Origin of the sequence: Bifidobacterium choladohabitans (assembly GCF_016102005.1) — a bacterium.
Taxonomy (GTDB): domain Bacteria; phylum Actinomycetota; class Actinomycetes; order Actinomycetales; family Bifidobacteriaceae; genus Bombiscardovia; species Bombiscardovia choladohabitans.
Genome location: NZ_JACFPL010000003.1, coordinates 49,009 through 65,990 on the forward strand (window position 1 = coordinate 49,009; position 16,982 = coordinate 65,990).

Genomic DNA, 16,982 nt, shown 5'->3' on the forward strand with positions numbered 1-16,982 from the left:
AGGAGATCAACCACTGGGTTGACCATCACCGCTCACGGAGTCGTCGGCGGTGGGCAGGGGTCTGAAGGCCGGGCGCATCGACCGAGGAGGATCCCGCAGGCCGTTGAGACAGTCGTACGAGCCACAAGTATGTAAGCGGAAGTCAGAACCCTACCGATGACCTGCGGTCCGTCGACCTGCCGAAGGTGACAGGCCGGGCCCAGGAGCCGGACGGTGTCTGGAAAGGGGAAACATGCAAGCCAGGAAGCTGACGGCGGTGGCTGCCGCTGTCATAACTGTGTCCATGGCCTTGGCGGGCTGTGGCGGCGGCAACTCCGCCAACGAGAAGGACGACGGGTCGCTCATGCAGGTGGATGTCTTCGATGGCCTGGCCAACTACCAAGGCATCCAGAAGGGCTGGTTCGCCAAGATGGTCAAGGATAAGTTCAACCTTAAGTTGAACATCGTGGCCCCCAATGTGGCGGGCGGGGGCAACACCCTCTTCGATACCCGTTCGGCAGCCGGGAATCTGGGCGACATCGTCATCACCGGTTCCGGCTCCGGACAGGCGGCCAAGTTGGTCAAGGCCCATCTGATTGACGACATGACGCCCTACCTGAAGAATGCCAAGAACATCAAGAAATACAAGTCCGCCACCGACGCCTTCAACAAGGTGGCTGGGCAGACCAGCGGGGTCTGGGGCCTGCCCGGTTCGGTCACTTCCCTGCCACCTACGGAGCCCTCCGAGGGGCTGGAGCCCACCTTCGGCCCCTACGTGCGGTGGGACATCTACAAGGAGGTGGGCTATCCCAGGATCGCCGATATGGATGACCTGGTCAATGTCCTCAAGCAGATGCAGGACAAGGCCCGGGCCGAGACCGGCGACAAGAACATCTACGCCATGTCCCTCTTCAAGGACTGGGACGGCAACATGATGAACAACGCCAAACAGCCCACCTGCTACTACGGTTATGACGAGATGGGCTTCGTCCTGGCCAAGGCCGACGGCTCCGACTACCAGTCGATCACCCAAAAGGGCGGAATGTATGAGAAGGCCCTCCAGTTCTTCAACAAGGCATCGCAGGCCGGCCTGGTGGACCCGGAGTCGACCACCCAGAACTACGACACCATGTATGCCAAGTACCAGCAGGGCAAGATTCTCTTTTCCTTCTGGCCCTGGCTGGGGCAGGCAGCCTACAACACCACGGACAACAAGGCCCAGGGCAAAGGCTTCATGATCGCGCCTCTGGAGGACATGAAGATCTTCTCCTACGGCGCCACGCCTGACGGGGGCAGCACCTTCATCGCCTTGGGTTCCAAGGCCAAGAACAAGCAACGCCTGGTCAACTTCATCGACTGGCTCTACTCGCCTGAGGGAGTCTACGCCTCCGGCGCCCAGACCGGCGGGTCCGCTGGCCCCAAGAACCTGAACTGGACGGTCAAGGATGGCAAACCCGAGCTGACCGATTTCGGCGAGAAGGTCCTCTTCGGCAACGGTGCCAACGTACCGGCCGATTGGGGCGGCGGCACATACAAGGACGGGGTCTCGGCCTTGAACTACCCGACTGTGATCGTTCAGGACAAGGATCCCTCCACGGGCTACCCCTACAACGCCAGCATGTGGCCCTCGCAGCTGGCCAAGAACACGGACCCGCTGAGCACTGATTGGTCCGCCCACATGGGCGGGGCCAAGACCACCATGGAATATCTGAAGAAGAACGACAAGATCATGGTGGCCCCCGGTTCCAGCTACGTGACCCCGGACGAGTCCTCCCAGATAAAGACCCTCCGCGGCCAGGTGAAGACCGAGATCGTCAACGCCTCCTGGAAGGCCTCCTTCGCCAAGGACGACAACGAGTTCAATGCCCTCCTTGATGAGATGCGCTCCAAGGTTGACGGGATGGGCTACAAGCAGGTTCTCGATGTGGACATGAAGGACGCCAAGGATCAGAACACGGCCCGGGTGGACATCAAGAAGCAGTTCGAAAACAGGAAGTGAACCGGAGGATGAGCGTCCGGCCCTCGTCGGAGTCCCCGGGGGACCCGGACCTCACATCAAGATTTGCACACTCCGGTCGGCCCGTGTCGGGCGACCGCACGGGCCGACCGGGGAGTCTGAAAACCAGACTATGACAGAGAAAGGTAACAAGGAAACCATGAAGAAGAGCAAACTCGCAGTGGTGACGGCAGCGGTGCTGTCAGCCTCGCTGGCCCTGGCCGGTTGTGGCGGCGGCGGAGGCAACTCCGCCAATGAGAAGGACGACGGCTCCCTGATGAAGGTGGATGTCTATGACGACCTGGCCAACTACCAAGGCATCCAGAAGGGCTGGTTCGCCAAGATGGTCAAGGACAAGTTCAACATTCAGTTGAACATGATCTCGCCCAATGTGGCCGGTGGCGGCAGCACCCTCTTCGATACCCGTTCGGCGGCCGGAAACCTGGGTGATCTGGTCATCACCGGGGCCGGCAACGGCAGACTGACCAAGTTGATCAAGGCACACCTGATCGAGGATATGACGCCGTACCTGAAGAATGCCAAGAACATCAAGAAGTACAAGACCGCCACCGACGCCCTCAACAAGTTGTCGGGCCAGAGCAGCGGGGTCTGGGGGGTGCCGCAGAGTGTCTCCACCAAGAGCCCGACCGACCCTTCCGAGGGCAACGAGCCCGTTTTCGGTCCCTACATCCGCTGGGACTACTACCGTGAGATCGGCTACCCGAAGTTCAACAACCTGGATGACTTCCTGCAGGTGCTCAAGCAGATGCAGGACAAGGCCCGGGCCGAGACCGGCGACAAGAATGTCTATGCCTTCTCCCTGTTCAAGGACTGGGACGGCAACATGATGAACAACGCCAAGCAGCCCACGACCTACTTCGGTTATGACGAGATGGGCTTCGTCCTGGCCAAGGCCGACGGCTCCGACTACCAGTCGGTCACCCAGAAGGGCGGGATGTACGAGAAGGCCCTCCAGTTCTTCAACAAGGCCAACCAGATGGGCCTGGTCGACCCCGAGTCCTCCACCCAGAACTACGACACCATGTCGGCCAAGTACCAGCAGGGCAAGATTCTCTTCTCCTTCTGGAGCTATCTGGGGCCTGCCGCTTACAACACCACGGAAAACAAGGCCCAGGGCAAGGGCTATATGCTGGCCCCCATGGGTGACATGAAGATCTTCTCCTACGGAGCCACCCCCAATGGCGGCGCCTCCATCATTGCCGTCGGGTCCAAGGCCAAGAACAAGCAGCGCCTGGTCAACTTCATCGACTGGCTCTACTCCAGGGAGGGCGTCTATGCCATGGCCGGCAACGTCAAGGGCATGAACTTCGACATCAAGGACGGCAAGCCCGAGCTGACCGACTTCGGCAAGAAGCTCCAGAGCAACAAGTCCTCCAAGGTCTCCGCCCAGTTCGGTGGCGGCTCTTACTCCGACGGTGTATCCGCTCTGAACTTCGCCACCGAGCTGGCCACCGACATCGATCCCGACACCAAGGAGCCCTATGACTCCAGCATGTGGCAATCCACCATCGACCAGTTCAGCAACTCCGCCCTGGACAAGGATTGGTCCGAGCATATGGACGGGGCCAAGACCTCCATGCAGTACCTGGAGAAGGCGAACAAGCTCATGATCGCCCCCGGTTCCAGCTTCATCCAGCCCGATGAGTCCTCCCAGATCTCCACCTTGCGCGGTCAGGTGAAGACCGAGATCGTCAACACCTCTTGGAAGGCGGTCTTCGCCAAGGACGACAACGAGTTCAACAGCCTGATGGACGAGATGCGTTCCAAGGTCGACGGACTGGGCTTCAAGCAGGTTCTGGATGTGGACATGAAGAACGCCAAGGACCAGAACACGGCCCGCGTCAACATCAAGAAGCAGTTCGCCAACCGCGAGGCGTCGGAAGGCAACTGATTCCGCACCGGACGGTAGGACAGGGAAGCCCTGGTGACCCTGCCCGCCGTCAGGCATGCACCGGTGGGGAGCGTTAGCCGGGAGGGTGGTCAACCACCCTCCTCCGTTGCGCTCCCCTTGCCATGCCGGTGGCACGGTTGATGCGTTTCCGGCCACCGGCTACGAATGCGGCCTTTCCTCCAATCAGGGGGCCGTGCCGCTAATGACAGAAAAGACAGAAAAGGAAAACGAGGTGCGAGAGCTACATGCTCCCATTTGAAAAGAACTCAAGGATCGTCTTCTGTGGGGACTCGGTCACCGATGTCAACCGTGATTACAAGGCCATTCCTGCCGGCTGGGGCTCCTTCGGCGATGGCTATGTCAACTTGGTCCACGCCCTTCTTACCGCCGTCTACCCCGACCGGGAACTCATGATCATGAATGAGGGAGTCAGCGGGGACGACATCAAGTTGATGGCAGCCCGGTGGGACAGGGACGTGCTCGACATGAAGCCCGACTATGTCTCCGTCATGATAGGGATCAACGACGTCTGGCGTCACTTTGACGGTCCCTTCCGCCAGGCGGACCTGGTCTCCCTGGATGAATTCGAACACACCTACGAGGATCTGATGGGCAGGACCGAGCCCCGTGTCAAAGGTCTGATTGTCATGAGCCCCTTCATGATGGAGCCCAACAGGGAGGACCCGATGAGGGCCATGGTCGACCGTTATGCCGAGGTGGCCAGGCAGGTGGCGGACCGGCATGGGGCCACTTACGTGGATGTCCAGGCCGCCATGGATCACTTCCTCGAGAAACAGAGCAGCTACATACTCAGCATGGACCGTTGTCACCCCGGGATCGAGGGGCATATGCTGGTGGCCAGGACCTGGCTCCAAGCCGTCGGCTTCGACTGGGGAAGGACCACATTCGATGACGAAAAGTGAACAGGAACCCCGTCCCCTGCGTGAAGACGTGGTCGGGGCCGACGACCTTTCCCGGGTGGATGCCGAGATCAGCCGTGGCGCCTTCAAGGCCGATTGGGCCTCTCTGTGCGCCATGGAGCCCCCCACCTGGTTCGCCGATGCCAAGTTCGGCATCTTCACCCACTGGGGCCTGTACAGCGTGCCCGCCTACAACAACGAGTGGTACTCGCGCAACATGTACATCAAGGGATACCCGGAGTTCGACCACCACGTGAAGACCTACGGAGCCCAGAAGGAGTTCGGTTACAAGGACTTCATCCCCATGTTCAAGGCGGAGCGTTTCAACCCCGACCAGTGGCTGGACCTCTTCCGCCGGGCCGGTGCCCGCTACTACATGCCCGTGGCCGAGCACCACGATGGATTCCAGATGTACCGCAGCGACCTGTCGGAATGGAACGCCTTCGACAAGGGGCCCCATCGCGACCTGATCGGTGAGCTGCGGCGGGCCACTCTGGATGAGGGGCTTCACTTCGCTCTGTCCGACCACCGGGCTGAGCACTGGTGGTTCATGGGCCACGGGCAGGAGTTCGACAGCGACGTGCATCAGCCCATGAAGAGGGGTGACTTCTACTGGCCCGCCATGCCCGAGCCCGACAACCAGGACCTCTTCAGCAAGCCCTATCCCACCAAGGAGTACCTGGATGACTGGCTCCTGCGGGTCTGCGAGGTGATCGACGCCTACCGGCCCGAACTCCTCTACTTCGACTGGTGGGTCCAGCACGAGGCCTTCAAGCCTTATTTACAGCGCCTGGCCGCTTACTACTACGACCGGTCAGTCGAGTGGGGGATTCCGACCGCCATCTGTTACAAGATGGACGGCATGGCCTGGGGCTCGGGCATCGTGGACGTGGAGCGCGGCGGCTTCGCCAACCCCACACCTTTCGTCTGGCAGACGGACACTGCCATCGCCCGCAACTCCTGGTGCCACACGACCACCCTGGACCACAAGTCGGTGGCTGAAATCCTGGCCGCCCTCCTTGACGCGGTCAGCAAGAACGGCAATCTCATGCTCAACGTGGGCCCTTGCGCCGACGGGTCCATCGACCCCGAGGAGGAGGGGATGTTGGAATCCATCGGTCGGTGGATGGATGTGAATGGGGAGGGGATCTATGGATCCCGCCCCTGGTGGGTCGCCCAGGAGGGTCCCACCCACCCGGCAGCGGGGTCCTTCGCGGATCAGACCGAGGCCGTCTTCACCTCCGAGGATTTCCGGTTCACCTCGGCATCAGGCGCCATCTACGCCTACCAGCTCAAGCCGGCCGCAGATGGACGGGCCCTTATCAAGGCCTTTGCCCCACTTGGCAAGGAAGGGTCTGTCTTTCAGGGGATTGTCCGCCAGGTCAGCCAGTTGGGTGCAGGACCGGTCAGCTACGAGCTGACGGACCGGGGACTGGCGGTTCAGGGCCTCAAGGACCCCGTTGGAGCCACGGCCAGCGGCCTGCCACTGGGCATCCGGATCGACGTGGAGTGAGATTCGGCCCCTGCGGGATTTCTGTCAGCGGCTCGAGGACTTAGTGACCGACAACAACAAGGAAAGATAGGAAGATATGAAGTTCCTCAACGGAGAATGGCTTGTGCGCGACGGTTTCGACGTCAAATATGCGGCCAATATCTACAGCGCGGATATCGAAGAGAAAAGGCTGACCCTCTACGCCCCCTTCCAGGTGATCAGGAATCCCGGCATGACCCTGGACGGAGGACTGCTTACCATCGAGGTCACCTCCCCCCGACCCGACATCATCACCACCCGGATCATCAACTACAGGCAGGACCACAGCCATGACCCACGGTTCGCGCTTGACCGGACCGATCCCCCGGTGAGGATTGAGGAGGATGAGAGGGGATGGACCTTCACCAGTGGCAGGCTGGCCCTGAAGATCGCCAAGGGTGATGCCATCGACTTCGAGTACGAGTATGAGGGCCGTCCGCTGACAAGGTCGGCGTGGAGGGGCAAGGCCCTGGTGACCGATGACAATGGCAGGCCACATATGGTCGAGTCCCTCAACCTGGGCGTAGGAGAGAAGATCTACGGCCTGGGCGAGCGCTTCACCAACTTCGTCAAGAATGGGCAGACGGTCACCATCTGGAACCAGGATGGTGGCACAGGCACGGCCCAGGCCTACAAGAACGTCCCCTTCTATATGAGCAATCGGGGGTATGGGGTCTTCGTGGATTCCACTGACAAGGTGGAATTCGAGATCGGTTCCGACGAGGTCTCCAAGGTCCAGTTCTCCGTCCCCGGCCAGGAGCTGACATATTCGGTGATCGGCGGCCAGGACCTCAAAGGGGTGCTCAACACCTATACCGATCTGACAGGCAAACCCCCACTGGTCCCCGACTGGAGCTTCGGTTTGTGGCTATCGACCTCCTTCACCACCGACTATGACGAGAAGACCGTCAACGAGTTCGTCGACGGCATGGCGGAGCGGGACATCCCCCTGTCGGTCTTCCACTTCGACTGTCGCTGGATGGACGACCTGGAATGGTGCAACTTCGAGTGGAAACACTCCGCCTTCCCGGACCCCGAAGGGATGCTGGCCCGCCTCCACCAGAAGGGCCTCAAGGTCTGTGCCTGGATCAACCCCTACATTGCCCAGAAATCCAAACTCTTCAAGGAAGGGGCCGAGAAGGGGTACTTCATCAAGCGCACCGATGGCCAGGTCTGGCAGTGGGACAAGTGGCAGGCAGGCATGGCCATCGTCGATTTCACCAACCCCGAGGCGACGGCCTGGTACCAGAGTAAGCTCAGGCACCTGCTGGACCAGGGCGTGGACTGCTTCAAGACCGACTTCGGCGAACGCATCCCCACCGAGGGCGTCGTCTATTACGACGGTTCCGACCCGGTCAAGATGCACAACTATTACACCCTCCTGTACAACAAGGCCGTCTATGACCTCCTGGTCGAGGTGAAGGGGGCCGACCAGGCCATCCTCTTCGCCCGCTCGGCGACGGTGGGCGGACAGTGCTATCCGGTCCACTGGGGCGGGGACTGCACCTCCAACTATCCCTCCATGGCCGAAAGCCTGAGGGCCGGTCTCTCCTTCGGTATGAGCGGATTCGGTTACTGGAGCCATGACATCGCCGGCTTCGAGGACCAGCCCACCCCCGACATCTACAAGCGCTGGACCCAGTTCGGCCTCCTTTCCTCGCACTCCCGCTACCACGGGTCCACTGCCTACAAGGTTCCTTGGCTATACGGGGATGAGGCCGTCGAGGTCACCCGTGAGTTCGCCAAGCTCAAGCAGCGTCTTGTGCCCTATCTGATCAAGATGTCGCATGAGACCCATGAGACGGGCCTGCCCATGATGAGGGCCATGGTCCTGGAATTCCCCAGCGACCCGACCTGCGAGGACATCGACACCCAGTACATGTTGGGTGACGACATCCTGGTGGCCCCAATCTTCAACGAGGACGGGACCGCCCGCTTCTACGTGCCTGATGAGGGCACGGGCCGACCCTGGGCCAACATGCTGACAGGAAAGACCTATGAGCCCGGACGCTGGTACCAGGAGACCTACGACTACCACACCCTGCCGGTCCTGGTCAGACCAGGCACAGACCCCCTCCACGTGTGAGCCGGAATCTGCTGCCAGGTGTGGTCTTCCCCGGACCGGCAGGTCGGGGAGGACCTGGATTGCATAAATGAAAACGCCAATGGATGCATCTGCCCGTAGGCTTCCCTCCGATTGGGGACCCTGCCGTCAGGTGGTGCATCCCCTATAGATATAGCCTTGTCGGCAGAAGGAAGTGGATGGTTCATGACGACCGCCCTTGAATTCGTCAGAGAGTTGGGCCTGGGCTGGAACCTGGGCAATACCTTCGATGCTTTTCCCCTCCAAGGAGAGCATGAGAAGGCCGTGAAGGAGGGTCGGAACTGGACCCCGGAGGATCAGGAGAAGCTCTGGTTCAACCAGCCCTTCACCCCTGGGTGCGCCCGCCTGATCAGGCAGGCCGGGTTCGACACCATCCGCATCCCGGTCACCTGGGTGGAGTGGATTGACGGGGAGGGCCACGTGGACTCCATCTGGATGAACGCGGTCCGCCGGGCCGTCGACTGGAGTCTGGATGCAGGGCTCAAGGTGATCGTCAACGTCCATCATGATGGTGGTGAGGGCGACCTCCCCTGGATCCGCAAGGCGGACAAGGACCCGGATGGGGTCTGCAGGCGATTCGCCGGTCTCTGGCGTGAGATCGCCGACACGTTCAAGGATTACGGGCAGGACCTCATCCTGGAGGGTGGCAACGAGATCGGTTTCGATGACATGGACCGGGACCAGGCCTATGTCCTCCTGGAGAGGCTCAACCAGATCTTCGTCGACACGGTCAGGGCCAGTGGATCGCACAACGCCGACCGCTTCCTGCTGATTCCCGGTTACAACACCGACACGGCCATGACCTGTGACTCCCGTTACCACCTGCCCAAGGACAGCACGGCGGACCGGCTGATCGTATCCATCCACTATTACTCACCGGCCGATTTCGCCCTGGCCACACACGACACCACCTGGTGCAAACCCAGGCAGGTGTGGGGCAGTGAGGCGGACATCAAGGCAGTGGAGGCGGATTTCGCCGCCCAGCGCCGCCGCTTTGTCGATGCCGGTATCCCCGTGATCATCGGAGAATACGGTCTGTTGACCGAGGCCGTGGACGGGAAGGACCATGCCAGTAACCTCAAGTGGATATCGACCGTTCTGAACTGCTGCCGCGAGAACGGATCCTGCCCGGTCCTCTGGGATACCTCCACCAAGGAGATGTGTTTCCTGGACCGGACCACCGGCCGCTTCTTCGACCCCGACATGGCCTCCTTATTCGCCCAGGCCAGGGCGGACCGCCAGTAGGGAGGTGCCGCGATGACCCTGTTCAACTGCAAACCCGCCCGCCGGATCGCCTCAGGATTCCACCCGGACCCGACCATCTGCCGTGCCCCTTCGGGCCGCTACTTCCTGGTCAACAGCTCTTTCGAGTATTTCCCGGGCCTTCCCGTATACGAGAGTGGCGACGGGAAGCATTGGGCCTTGATAGGGAACGCCATGGACCGACCTTCCCAGTTCCCCTGCGATGGCATGGGCAACAGCGGGGGCATCTATGCTCCCACCCTGCGCTGGCATGACGGCCTGTTCTACCTGATCGTCACCAACGTCAACAAGGGGACCATGATCATGACCACGCCGGACCCCCATCAAGGATGGTCCGATCCTCTGTGGGTCAAGGGGTGGCCTGGTATCGACCCCACCCTCCTCTTCGATGATGATGGAACCGTCTACATCTGCGGCAACGAAAGCGACCAGGTTGACCAGGAAGGCAATAGGGAGGTCCCCGGTATCTATCTGTCCCGTCTGGATGTGGGCACGGGGACAGTCCTGTCTCAGAGGGAGAGGATCTGCGGGGGGACCACCGGTGCAAATCCTGAGGGGCCCCACATGTACAAGAGGGATGGCCTCTACTATCTGATGTGGGCCGAGGGAGGCACCGAGGCCGGCCACATGGAGAACATGGCCCGTTCCGCCTCGCCTACAGGCCCTTACGAGATGTGTCCGGGCAACCCCCTGATCACCAACCGGAGCACCCATCTGACCCTTCAGGCCATCGGCCACTGCGACTGTGCCGGATTCGATGAGGACCGTACTCTGATGGTCTTCCATGGAACCCGGAACAATCATGAGTATCCCGCCCAGGGTTGGCTGGGCAGGGAGTCCTATGAGGTCTGGTTCGATTGGAAGGATGGATGGCCCACCCTGGCCGACCAGTCCTACGATGTCCCTCTTCTGGGCGAGGGGGAGGCCCTTGAGGATCGGATTGACTGGATCACCCCCTCCCTGGACAGGGCAGGTCGTTTCAGCGTGACCGGTTCGGGTGACCCGACGGCGGCCCGCATACTGGTGGAGGCAGCCGGTCATGACTTCGGCCTGGACGATGGGGCGCCTATGATCGGGACCCGGCAGACCGACTTTCGTTGCACCTTCGAGGCCACCCTCCCCGATCCGGCCCAGTTGACTTATGGTCAGGCCGGATTGGCCGTCTATGCCAATGCCGGCCATTACATGGATCTGGCGGTGGAACCTGCGCGGAATGGTCTGGTGCACGTCCGGGGCCAGGTACACAACGCCGGTCTGGTCAGCCTGGTGGGGTCCGCGGACCTGCCTGCCGGGGCGCCCATAGGCCTTGAGATCAGGGGGGACGAGATGGGTTACGCCTTCCGTGCCTCGGGCCGGGACGGGAATCACAATCTGGGTCATGCCCCGGGCAAGGTCCTCAGCTTCACCAATGCCGGCGGCTTCACCGGAATCCTTCTGGGGGTCTACGCCCACGGATCAGGACGGGTCACCTTCGATTCGGTGGCCTACCGGGTCTGAGCAACCTGCATATTCCGCAAAAACGACAAGAGAAGTCGCCCGCTATGGGGCCACTTGGTGCCCGTCGGACGACCTGAAGGAGATCGATCATGAAACCGACATTCAGCAGCTTCCTGTTCGGGGGCGATTGGAATCCGGAACAGTGGCCGGAGGACACCTGGGAACAGGACATCGAGAAGCTCGAGGACGCCCACATCAACGAGGCCACCATCAACGTCTTCTCCTGGGCCCTTCTGCAGCCTTCGGAAGAAAGATATGACTTCTCCATGCTGGATAAGATTGTGGCCCTCCTGGTCAAGCACCGGTTCAACATCGTCATGGCTACGGGGACGGCGGCCCTGCCCGCCTGGATGGTCAGAACCCACCCAGAGGTGATTCGGACCGACCAGGAGGGAAGGCATCGCGTTTCCGGTGGAAGGCACAACTTCTGCCCCACCAGTGAATACTTCCGACAGGCCTCCGGGGCTCTGGCAGGCCATCTGGCCGAGCGCTACGCCGACACCCCGGGCCTGGTGGCCTGGCATGTGGGCAACGAGTACGGCGGTGGCGGTGGCCTGTGTTACTGCGGGGGCTGTGCCCGGGCCTTCCGGGTCTGGCTGAAGGAAAAGTACGGCACGGTCCAGGCCCTCAATCAGGCCTGGTGCGCCAACTTCTGGAGCCACACCATCTACGACTGGGATGACGTGGTACCACCCGTGGCCTACGGCGACGGGATTGGTGAAAACAAGTGCGTGATCTCCGGCCTGCAGATGGATTATCGCCGCTTCCAGGAGCAGGCACAGCTGGCCTGCTTTACCAATGAGCGCGACGCCATCCGCCGCCACGACGGGTCCACGCCAATCACCACCAACCTGATGGGGACCTTCAAGGACCTGGACTACTTCGAGTGGGCCCAGCAGATGGACCTGGTCAGCTGGGACAACTATCCGGGCATGGACACCCCATCCAGCTTCACGGCAATGTCCCACGACCTCATGCGGGGGGTCGGCGGAGGCTGTCCCTTCATGCTGATGGAGCAGACACCCAATCAGCAGAACTGGTTCCCCTTCTGCAAGGTCAAGCGGCCCGGCGAGGTCCGCAAGCTCAGTTGGCAAGCCGTGGCCCATGGGGCCGACACGGTGCAGTTCTTCCAGATGAAACAGTCCCTGGGTGGCTGCGAGCGCTTCCACGGGGCTGTCATAGACCACAGCGGGAGTGAGGAATCCCGAGTCTTCAAAGAGACCGCCGCCCTGGGGGCCGAACTGGACCGGGTGGGGGCCCGCCTCATGGGTAGCCGAGTGGTGGCCAGGGCGGCCATCATGTTCGACTGGCAGAGCTACTGGTCCCTGGAAGGTTGTGTGGGCCCCACGGCAGGATTCTCCTACCCCAAGGAGGTCCATCGCTTCTACCGGCCCCTCTACCGCCGCAACCTGGCCGTGGACTTCATCCCGAGCACGGCCCCGGTCGAGACCATGAAGAAGTACGACCTGATCCTGGCCCCGGCCCTGATCTCCCTATTGCCTGGTGTGGCAGACCACCTGGAGTCCTATGTATCCGATGGGGGCACTTTCGTCACCGGCTATATGGCCGGTATCCACGACGAACGCGACCTGGTGGTTCCAGGCGGGTATCCGGGTGCTCTAAGGAAGCTGACCGGTGTCTGGGTCGAGGAGATCGATGCCCTGGCGCCTGATGAAACCATGCCGGTGGAAGGTCTGGCAGCTGTCGACGGCCATCCTGCCGGTCAGATCGTGGCCTGCCTGATTCATTGCGAGGGAGCCAAGCCCCTTGCCTCCTACGGGGGCGGCGACTTCTACGCCGGCAGCCCGGCCCTGACGGTGAACGGTTTCGGCGGGGGAAGGGCCTACTTCGTTGGCACTCCCTTGGACGAGGCCGGCATGGATGCCTTCATGGATCCCATCATTGACAGCCTGGGGCTCCCTGCGGTCGACACTCCCAAGGACGTCAGCCTTTCCCTCCGCCAATCGGATGATGGGACCCGGTATGCCATCGTGATCAACTCGGCCCGTTCACCAATTACCGCCGACCTCCCCCTCCTGAAGGGCGGTGAGGACCTCCTGGCCGGCGGCCGGGTGTCTGGCCCACTGGATCTGCCGCCCTACGGGGTGGCTCTGGTCGCACTGGCCTGACCGGCCGACGGTGAACCTGAGTATCCGGGTCCTGTCATGGCCGGCATCAAGGAGATCCGGGCCAGGATGGAGCCAGGGGTATGGGCGGGAGTCAGGCGGTCGGACCTTCCTGGCCCCTGAAGGTCCGCTTGATCCAGGCGGCCGCGAGACGGGGCCAGATCTGCACGCAGGGTTCGATTCCATTGGTGCCCTGCCAGGCGGTCTCTTCAGTCCCCAGGCCCAGACCGTGGCCTCCGTGGGGGAAGAGGTGGGCTTCCACGCTGACCCCAGCCTGCTTGCATGCTTCTACCAGCATGAGGGTGTTCTCCGGAGGGACCAGGCCATCCTCCATGGTGTGCCAGACGAATACGGGCGGGGTCTTGCTGTCTATGTGCTTCTCGATGGAAACCGCTTCCAGGGCTGCAGGGTCCTCCTTCTTGTCGCCCAGGAGGTGGTCGATGCTCCCCCGGTGTGCGAGGGGGCCGGAGGTGATGACCGGATAACCCAGCATGAGGCCGTCGGGGCGGACGGCGTCGGGGTCATAGCCGTGGGCCCTGAGGTCCTGGTCTCCGGCGGTCGTGGCCAGGTTGGCCGCCAGGTGGCCACCGGCTGAGAAGCCCATGATACTGATGGCCTTGGGGTCCACGTGCCACTGGTCGGCGTGCTCACGGATGCGCTTCATGGCTTCGGCCGCCTCGACCAGGGCTGTCGGGTACACGGAGGGCCAGCAGGAATAGCGCAGGACGAAGGCATTGCAACCAGCCGCCAGGAACTGTACGGCGATGGGTTCGGCCTCCCTGTCGGAGGTCATCTCATAGCCACCCCCGGGGATGACCAGGACCGATGGGCGGACCCGGTCCGGCACTACCTCCTCGCTGTTGTCCAGGCTGTAGCCGACGAACTTGGCCCGGCTTCCGTCAATCCCCTCAATCTCCTGTTCAAAATACTGCATCCGCTCTCATCCTCTTCGATAGTTAGGGCCCGCAGGCCGTGGCTCATTGTAAATCACCGGATGACCCAGTGTCACTTCAGAAGGTCACGGTCACGTCCACCGGATTTTCGCTGGTCTGGGGTGGTACCATTCCGCCACTCAGTTCGTGGCCGTCCAGGCTGACCGAACGCCTTCCGGTCCGTTTCATGGAGATCCGATAGGTGACCCCCCTCCAGGTCCTGCCGACGGTCAGGTCATTGAATTCGGCGGGCAGGTGGGGTTCGATGACCAGTCCGTCCAAGGTGGGCCTGACCCCCAGCAGGTACTGGGAGACATCCACGAAGGACCAGGCGGCCGTACCTGTCAGCCAGGAGTTCTTTCCTTCGCCGGGGGTGGGGGACTCGGGACCGGCCATCATCTGGCAGTAGACGTAGGGCTCCACCTTGCGGATGTCGGACTTCTCCTCCAGGTAGGCCGGGCAGGTACGCCTGTAGACCGCGAAGGCCTCCTCGTCATCGCCGACCATGGCGTTGGCTATGGAGATCCAGGGGTTGACGTGGCAGAAGATGCCGCCGTTCTCCTTGTACCCCCTGGGATAGGAGGAGATCTCGCCCAGTTCGATCCGGTAGGTGGAATAGGCGGGGGCCAGGATGGCCGTACCCCAGGAGGAGGTCAGCCTCTCCTTGACCGAGGTCAGGGCCTGTCGGGCCTTGCCGTCATCGAGACCGATACCGGCCATCACACACATCCCCTGGGGTTCGATGTAGATCTGTCCCTCGGTGTCGGCGTGGGAACCGACAGGACGGGAGTAAGCGTCGTAGGCCCTGAGGAACCACTGGCCGTCCCAGCCGGCCTCCTCCACGGCATGGGTCATCTTTTCGATGGCCTGGCGGACCGAGGCGGTCTCCTGGGCCACAGCATCCCTGGCCATCCCGCAATCCGTCCCGTAATGGTCCAGGATGTCGGCGTAGTGGCCGGCGTAGAGGACGAACATGCCTCCGATCAGGACCGACTCGGCCACACCTGTGTCATTGTTTTCTACGGTCTGGAAACTCTCTCCCGGTGTATCGGAGAAGCAGTTGAGGTCAAGGCAGTCGTTCCAGTCGGCCCGTCCGATCAGGGGGAGGTCATGCGGGCCCAGGTGGTTCATCGTGAACCCGATCGACCGGTGCAGGTGCTCCAGGAGGGGTTTCTCGGTCCCCTCCACATTGTTGAAGGGGACGGGCTCCTCCAGGATGGAGGAATCCCCGGTCTCGGCCAGGTAGGCGTAGGTGCCGGCCACCAGCCAGAGAGGGTCGTCGTTGAAGCCGCCGCCGATGTCGGCGTTCCCCCTCTTGGTCAGGGGCTGGTACTGGTGCCAGGCCGACCCATCCTCCAGCTGGGTTGAGGCGATGTCGATGATGCGCTGACGGGCGCGGTCGGGGATCAGGTGGACAAAGCCCAGGAGGTCCTGGTTGGAGTCGCGGAAGCCCATTCCCCTCCCCGTGCCTGACTCGAAATAGGAGGCCGAGCGCGAGAGGTTGAAGGTGACCATGCACTGGTACTGGTGCCAGATGTTAACCATTCGATCCAGGCGGGGGTCGCCGCTGTCCAGGGTGAACCGGCCCAGGATGGCGGTCCAGTAGGCCTTGAGATCAGCGAAGGCCTGGTCGACCTGGTCGTCACTCCTGAAGCGGTCGAAGAGGGCGTGCGCGGGCCCCTTGTTGATGATTCCCACCTTGGAAGGGTCATCGGGGTCCTCCCACTTGTCTTCCTTGGGCAGCTGGACATAGCCCAGGATGAATACCAGGCTCTCCTCCTGGCCGGGATCCAGGGACAGCCTGACCCTGTTGGCGGCTATGGGGAACCAACCGTGTGCCACGGAGTTGCGGGCCCTGCCCTCGGTGATGGCTTCGGGGGTGTCCCAGCCGTTGAACTTACCCAGGAACTCGTCCCTGCTGGTGTCGAACCCGCAGGTGGGCCGGTTGACCCCGAAGAAGGCGTAATGGTCCCGGCGTTCCTTGTACTCGGTCTTGTGATAGACAATGGTGGCTTCCGGGCCCTGCTCTACCTCCACTTCGCCTGTAGACAGATTGCGCTGGAAGTTGCTGGAGTCGTCCACGGCGTTCCACAGGCACCACTCCACGCAGCCGGTCACATCCAGGAGGATGGGGGAGTCGGTGGTGTTCCTGATTTTTAGACGGTTGATTTCGGCATCGGCATCCACGGGAACGAAGGCGGTCATGACCGTATCGATCCCCTTGTAGGAGGATTCGAAGATGGTGTATCCGGTCCCCTGGCGGCAGCTGTACCGGTCCAGGGGAGTCCTTGAGGGCAGGAAGGTGGGCGACCATGTGGCCAGGGGGGCGGACTCTGGGTTGTCCCGATCCATAAGGCTCAGGTAGTAGTTGCGGCTGCCGTTGTCGGCTGGTACCCCGTTGTAGCGGTAGCGGGTTATCCTCTGGAGCTTGGCGTCCTTATAGAAGGAATAGCCGCCGCCTGTGTTGGAGATGAGGGAGAAGAAGTCCTGGTTGCCCAGATAGTTGATCCAGGGCAACGGGGTGGCGGGTGTGTCGATGACATACTCTCTGGCTGCGTCGTCAAAATGACCGTATTGCATGTTCTCCCTATCCTCAATGCGACCTTGGCCCAGCCCGTCGGGTTGGGGCCAGGTGGGCAGGCCGTAGGCGACCCTTCAGGACTGTCCAGGGGCGTCACAACCCCTTGAAAGCAGCAGTGTCCTGCCGGAATAGCTGCCGGAG

The 16,982-nt window shown here is 61.9% G+C and carries 10 protein-coding genes; 8 read left to right on the top strand and 2 right to left on the bottom strand.

The genetic code is table 11. From position 1 onward, the window contains the following. Positions 1–232: 232 nt before the first annotated feature. The 8 genes from H3S97_RS06335 to H3S97_RS06370 all read left to right on the top strand — a co-directional run bounded on the left by H3S97_RS06335 (position 233) and on the right by H3S97_RS06370 (position 13,331). The gene (locus tag H3S97_RS06335; RefSeq protein WP_198220033.1) at positions 233–1,978 is read left to right on the top strand and encodes a type 2 periplasmic-binding domain-containing protein; all 1,746 of its coding nucleotides are present in this window, start codon (positions 233–235) and stop codon (positions 1,976–1,978) included. Positions 1,979–2,135: 157 nt separating this feature from the next. After that, a complete protein-coding gene (locus H3S97_RS06340; RefSeq protein ID WP_198220034.1) occupies positions 2,136–3,887 on the top strand; it encodes a type 2 periplasmic-binding domain-containing protein in 1,752 nt (583 codons plus the stop codon). A gap of 245 nt (positions 3,888–4,132) precedes the next feature. Further along, complete coding sequence (locus tag H3S97_RS06345; protein WP_198220035.1) at positions 4,133–4,810, top strand: SGNH/GDSL hydrolase family protein; 678 nt, start codon at positions 4,133–4,135, stop codon at positions 4,808–4,810. Further along, the gene (locus H3S97_RS06350; RefSeq protein ID WP_198220036.1) at positions 4,797–6,320 is read left to right on the top strand and encodes an alpha-L-fucosidase; all 1,524 of its coding nucleotides are present in this window, start codon (positions 4,797–4,799) and stop codon (positions 6,318–6,320) included. The genes H3S97_RS06345 and H3S97_RS06350 overlap by 14 nt, the downstream gene beginning before the upstream one ends. 76 nt (positions 6,321–6,396) lie before the next feature. Then, positions 6,397–8,424: an alpha-xylosidase gene (gene yicI / locus H3S97_RS06355; protein WP_198220037.1), complete on the top strand. Its 2,028-nt coding sequence runs from the start codon at positions 6,397–6,399 to the stop codon at positions 8,422–8,424. A gap of 183 nt (positions 8,425–8,607) precedes the next feature. Then, positions 8,608–9,687 carry a glycoside hydrolase family 5 protein gene (locus H3S97_RS06360; RefSeq protein ID WP_198220038.1) on the top strand — a complete coding sequence of 360 codons (1,080 nt, stop codon included), beginning with the start codon at positions 8,608–8,610 and terminating at the stop codon, positions 9,685–9,687. A 12-nt stretch (positions 9,688–9,699) separates the two neighbouring features. After that, complete coding sequence (locus tag H3S97_RS06365) at positions 9,700–11,202, top strand: glycoside hydrolase family 43 protein (RefSeq protein WP_198220039.1); 1,503 nt, start codon at positions 9,700–9,702, stop codon at positions 11,200–11,202. A gap of 89 nt (positions 11,203–11,291) precedes the next feature. Further along, positions 11,292–13,331 carry a beta-galactosidase gene (locus tag H3S97_RS06370; RefSeq protein ID WP_198220040.1) on the top strand — a complete coding sequence of 680 codons (2,040 nt, stop codon included), beginning with the start codon at positions 11,292–11,294 and terminating at the stop codon, positions 13,329–13,331. Positions 13,332–13,422: 91 nt separating this feature from the next. On the opposite strand, the gene H3S97_RS06375 is transcribed toward H3S97_RS06370, so the two are convergent. Together H3S97_RS06375 and H3S97_RS06380 are read right to left on the bottom strand one after the other, a co-directional pair. Then, the gene (locus tag H3S97_RS06375; protein WP_198220041.1) at positions 13,423–14,262 is read right to left on the bottom strand and encodes an alpha/beta hydrolase; all 840 of its coding nucleotides are present in this window, start codon (positions 14,260–14,262) and stop codon (positions 13,423–13,425) included. Positions 14,263–14,338: 76 nt separating this feature from the next. Then, entirely contained in the window at positions 14,339–16,840 is a 2,502-nt protein-coding gene (locus H3S97_RS06380) for a GH36-type glycosyl hydrolase domain-containing protein (protein WP_198220042.1), read from the bottom strand. Between the last annotated feature and the right edge of the window lie 142 nt (positions 16,841–16,982).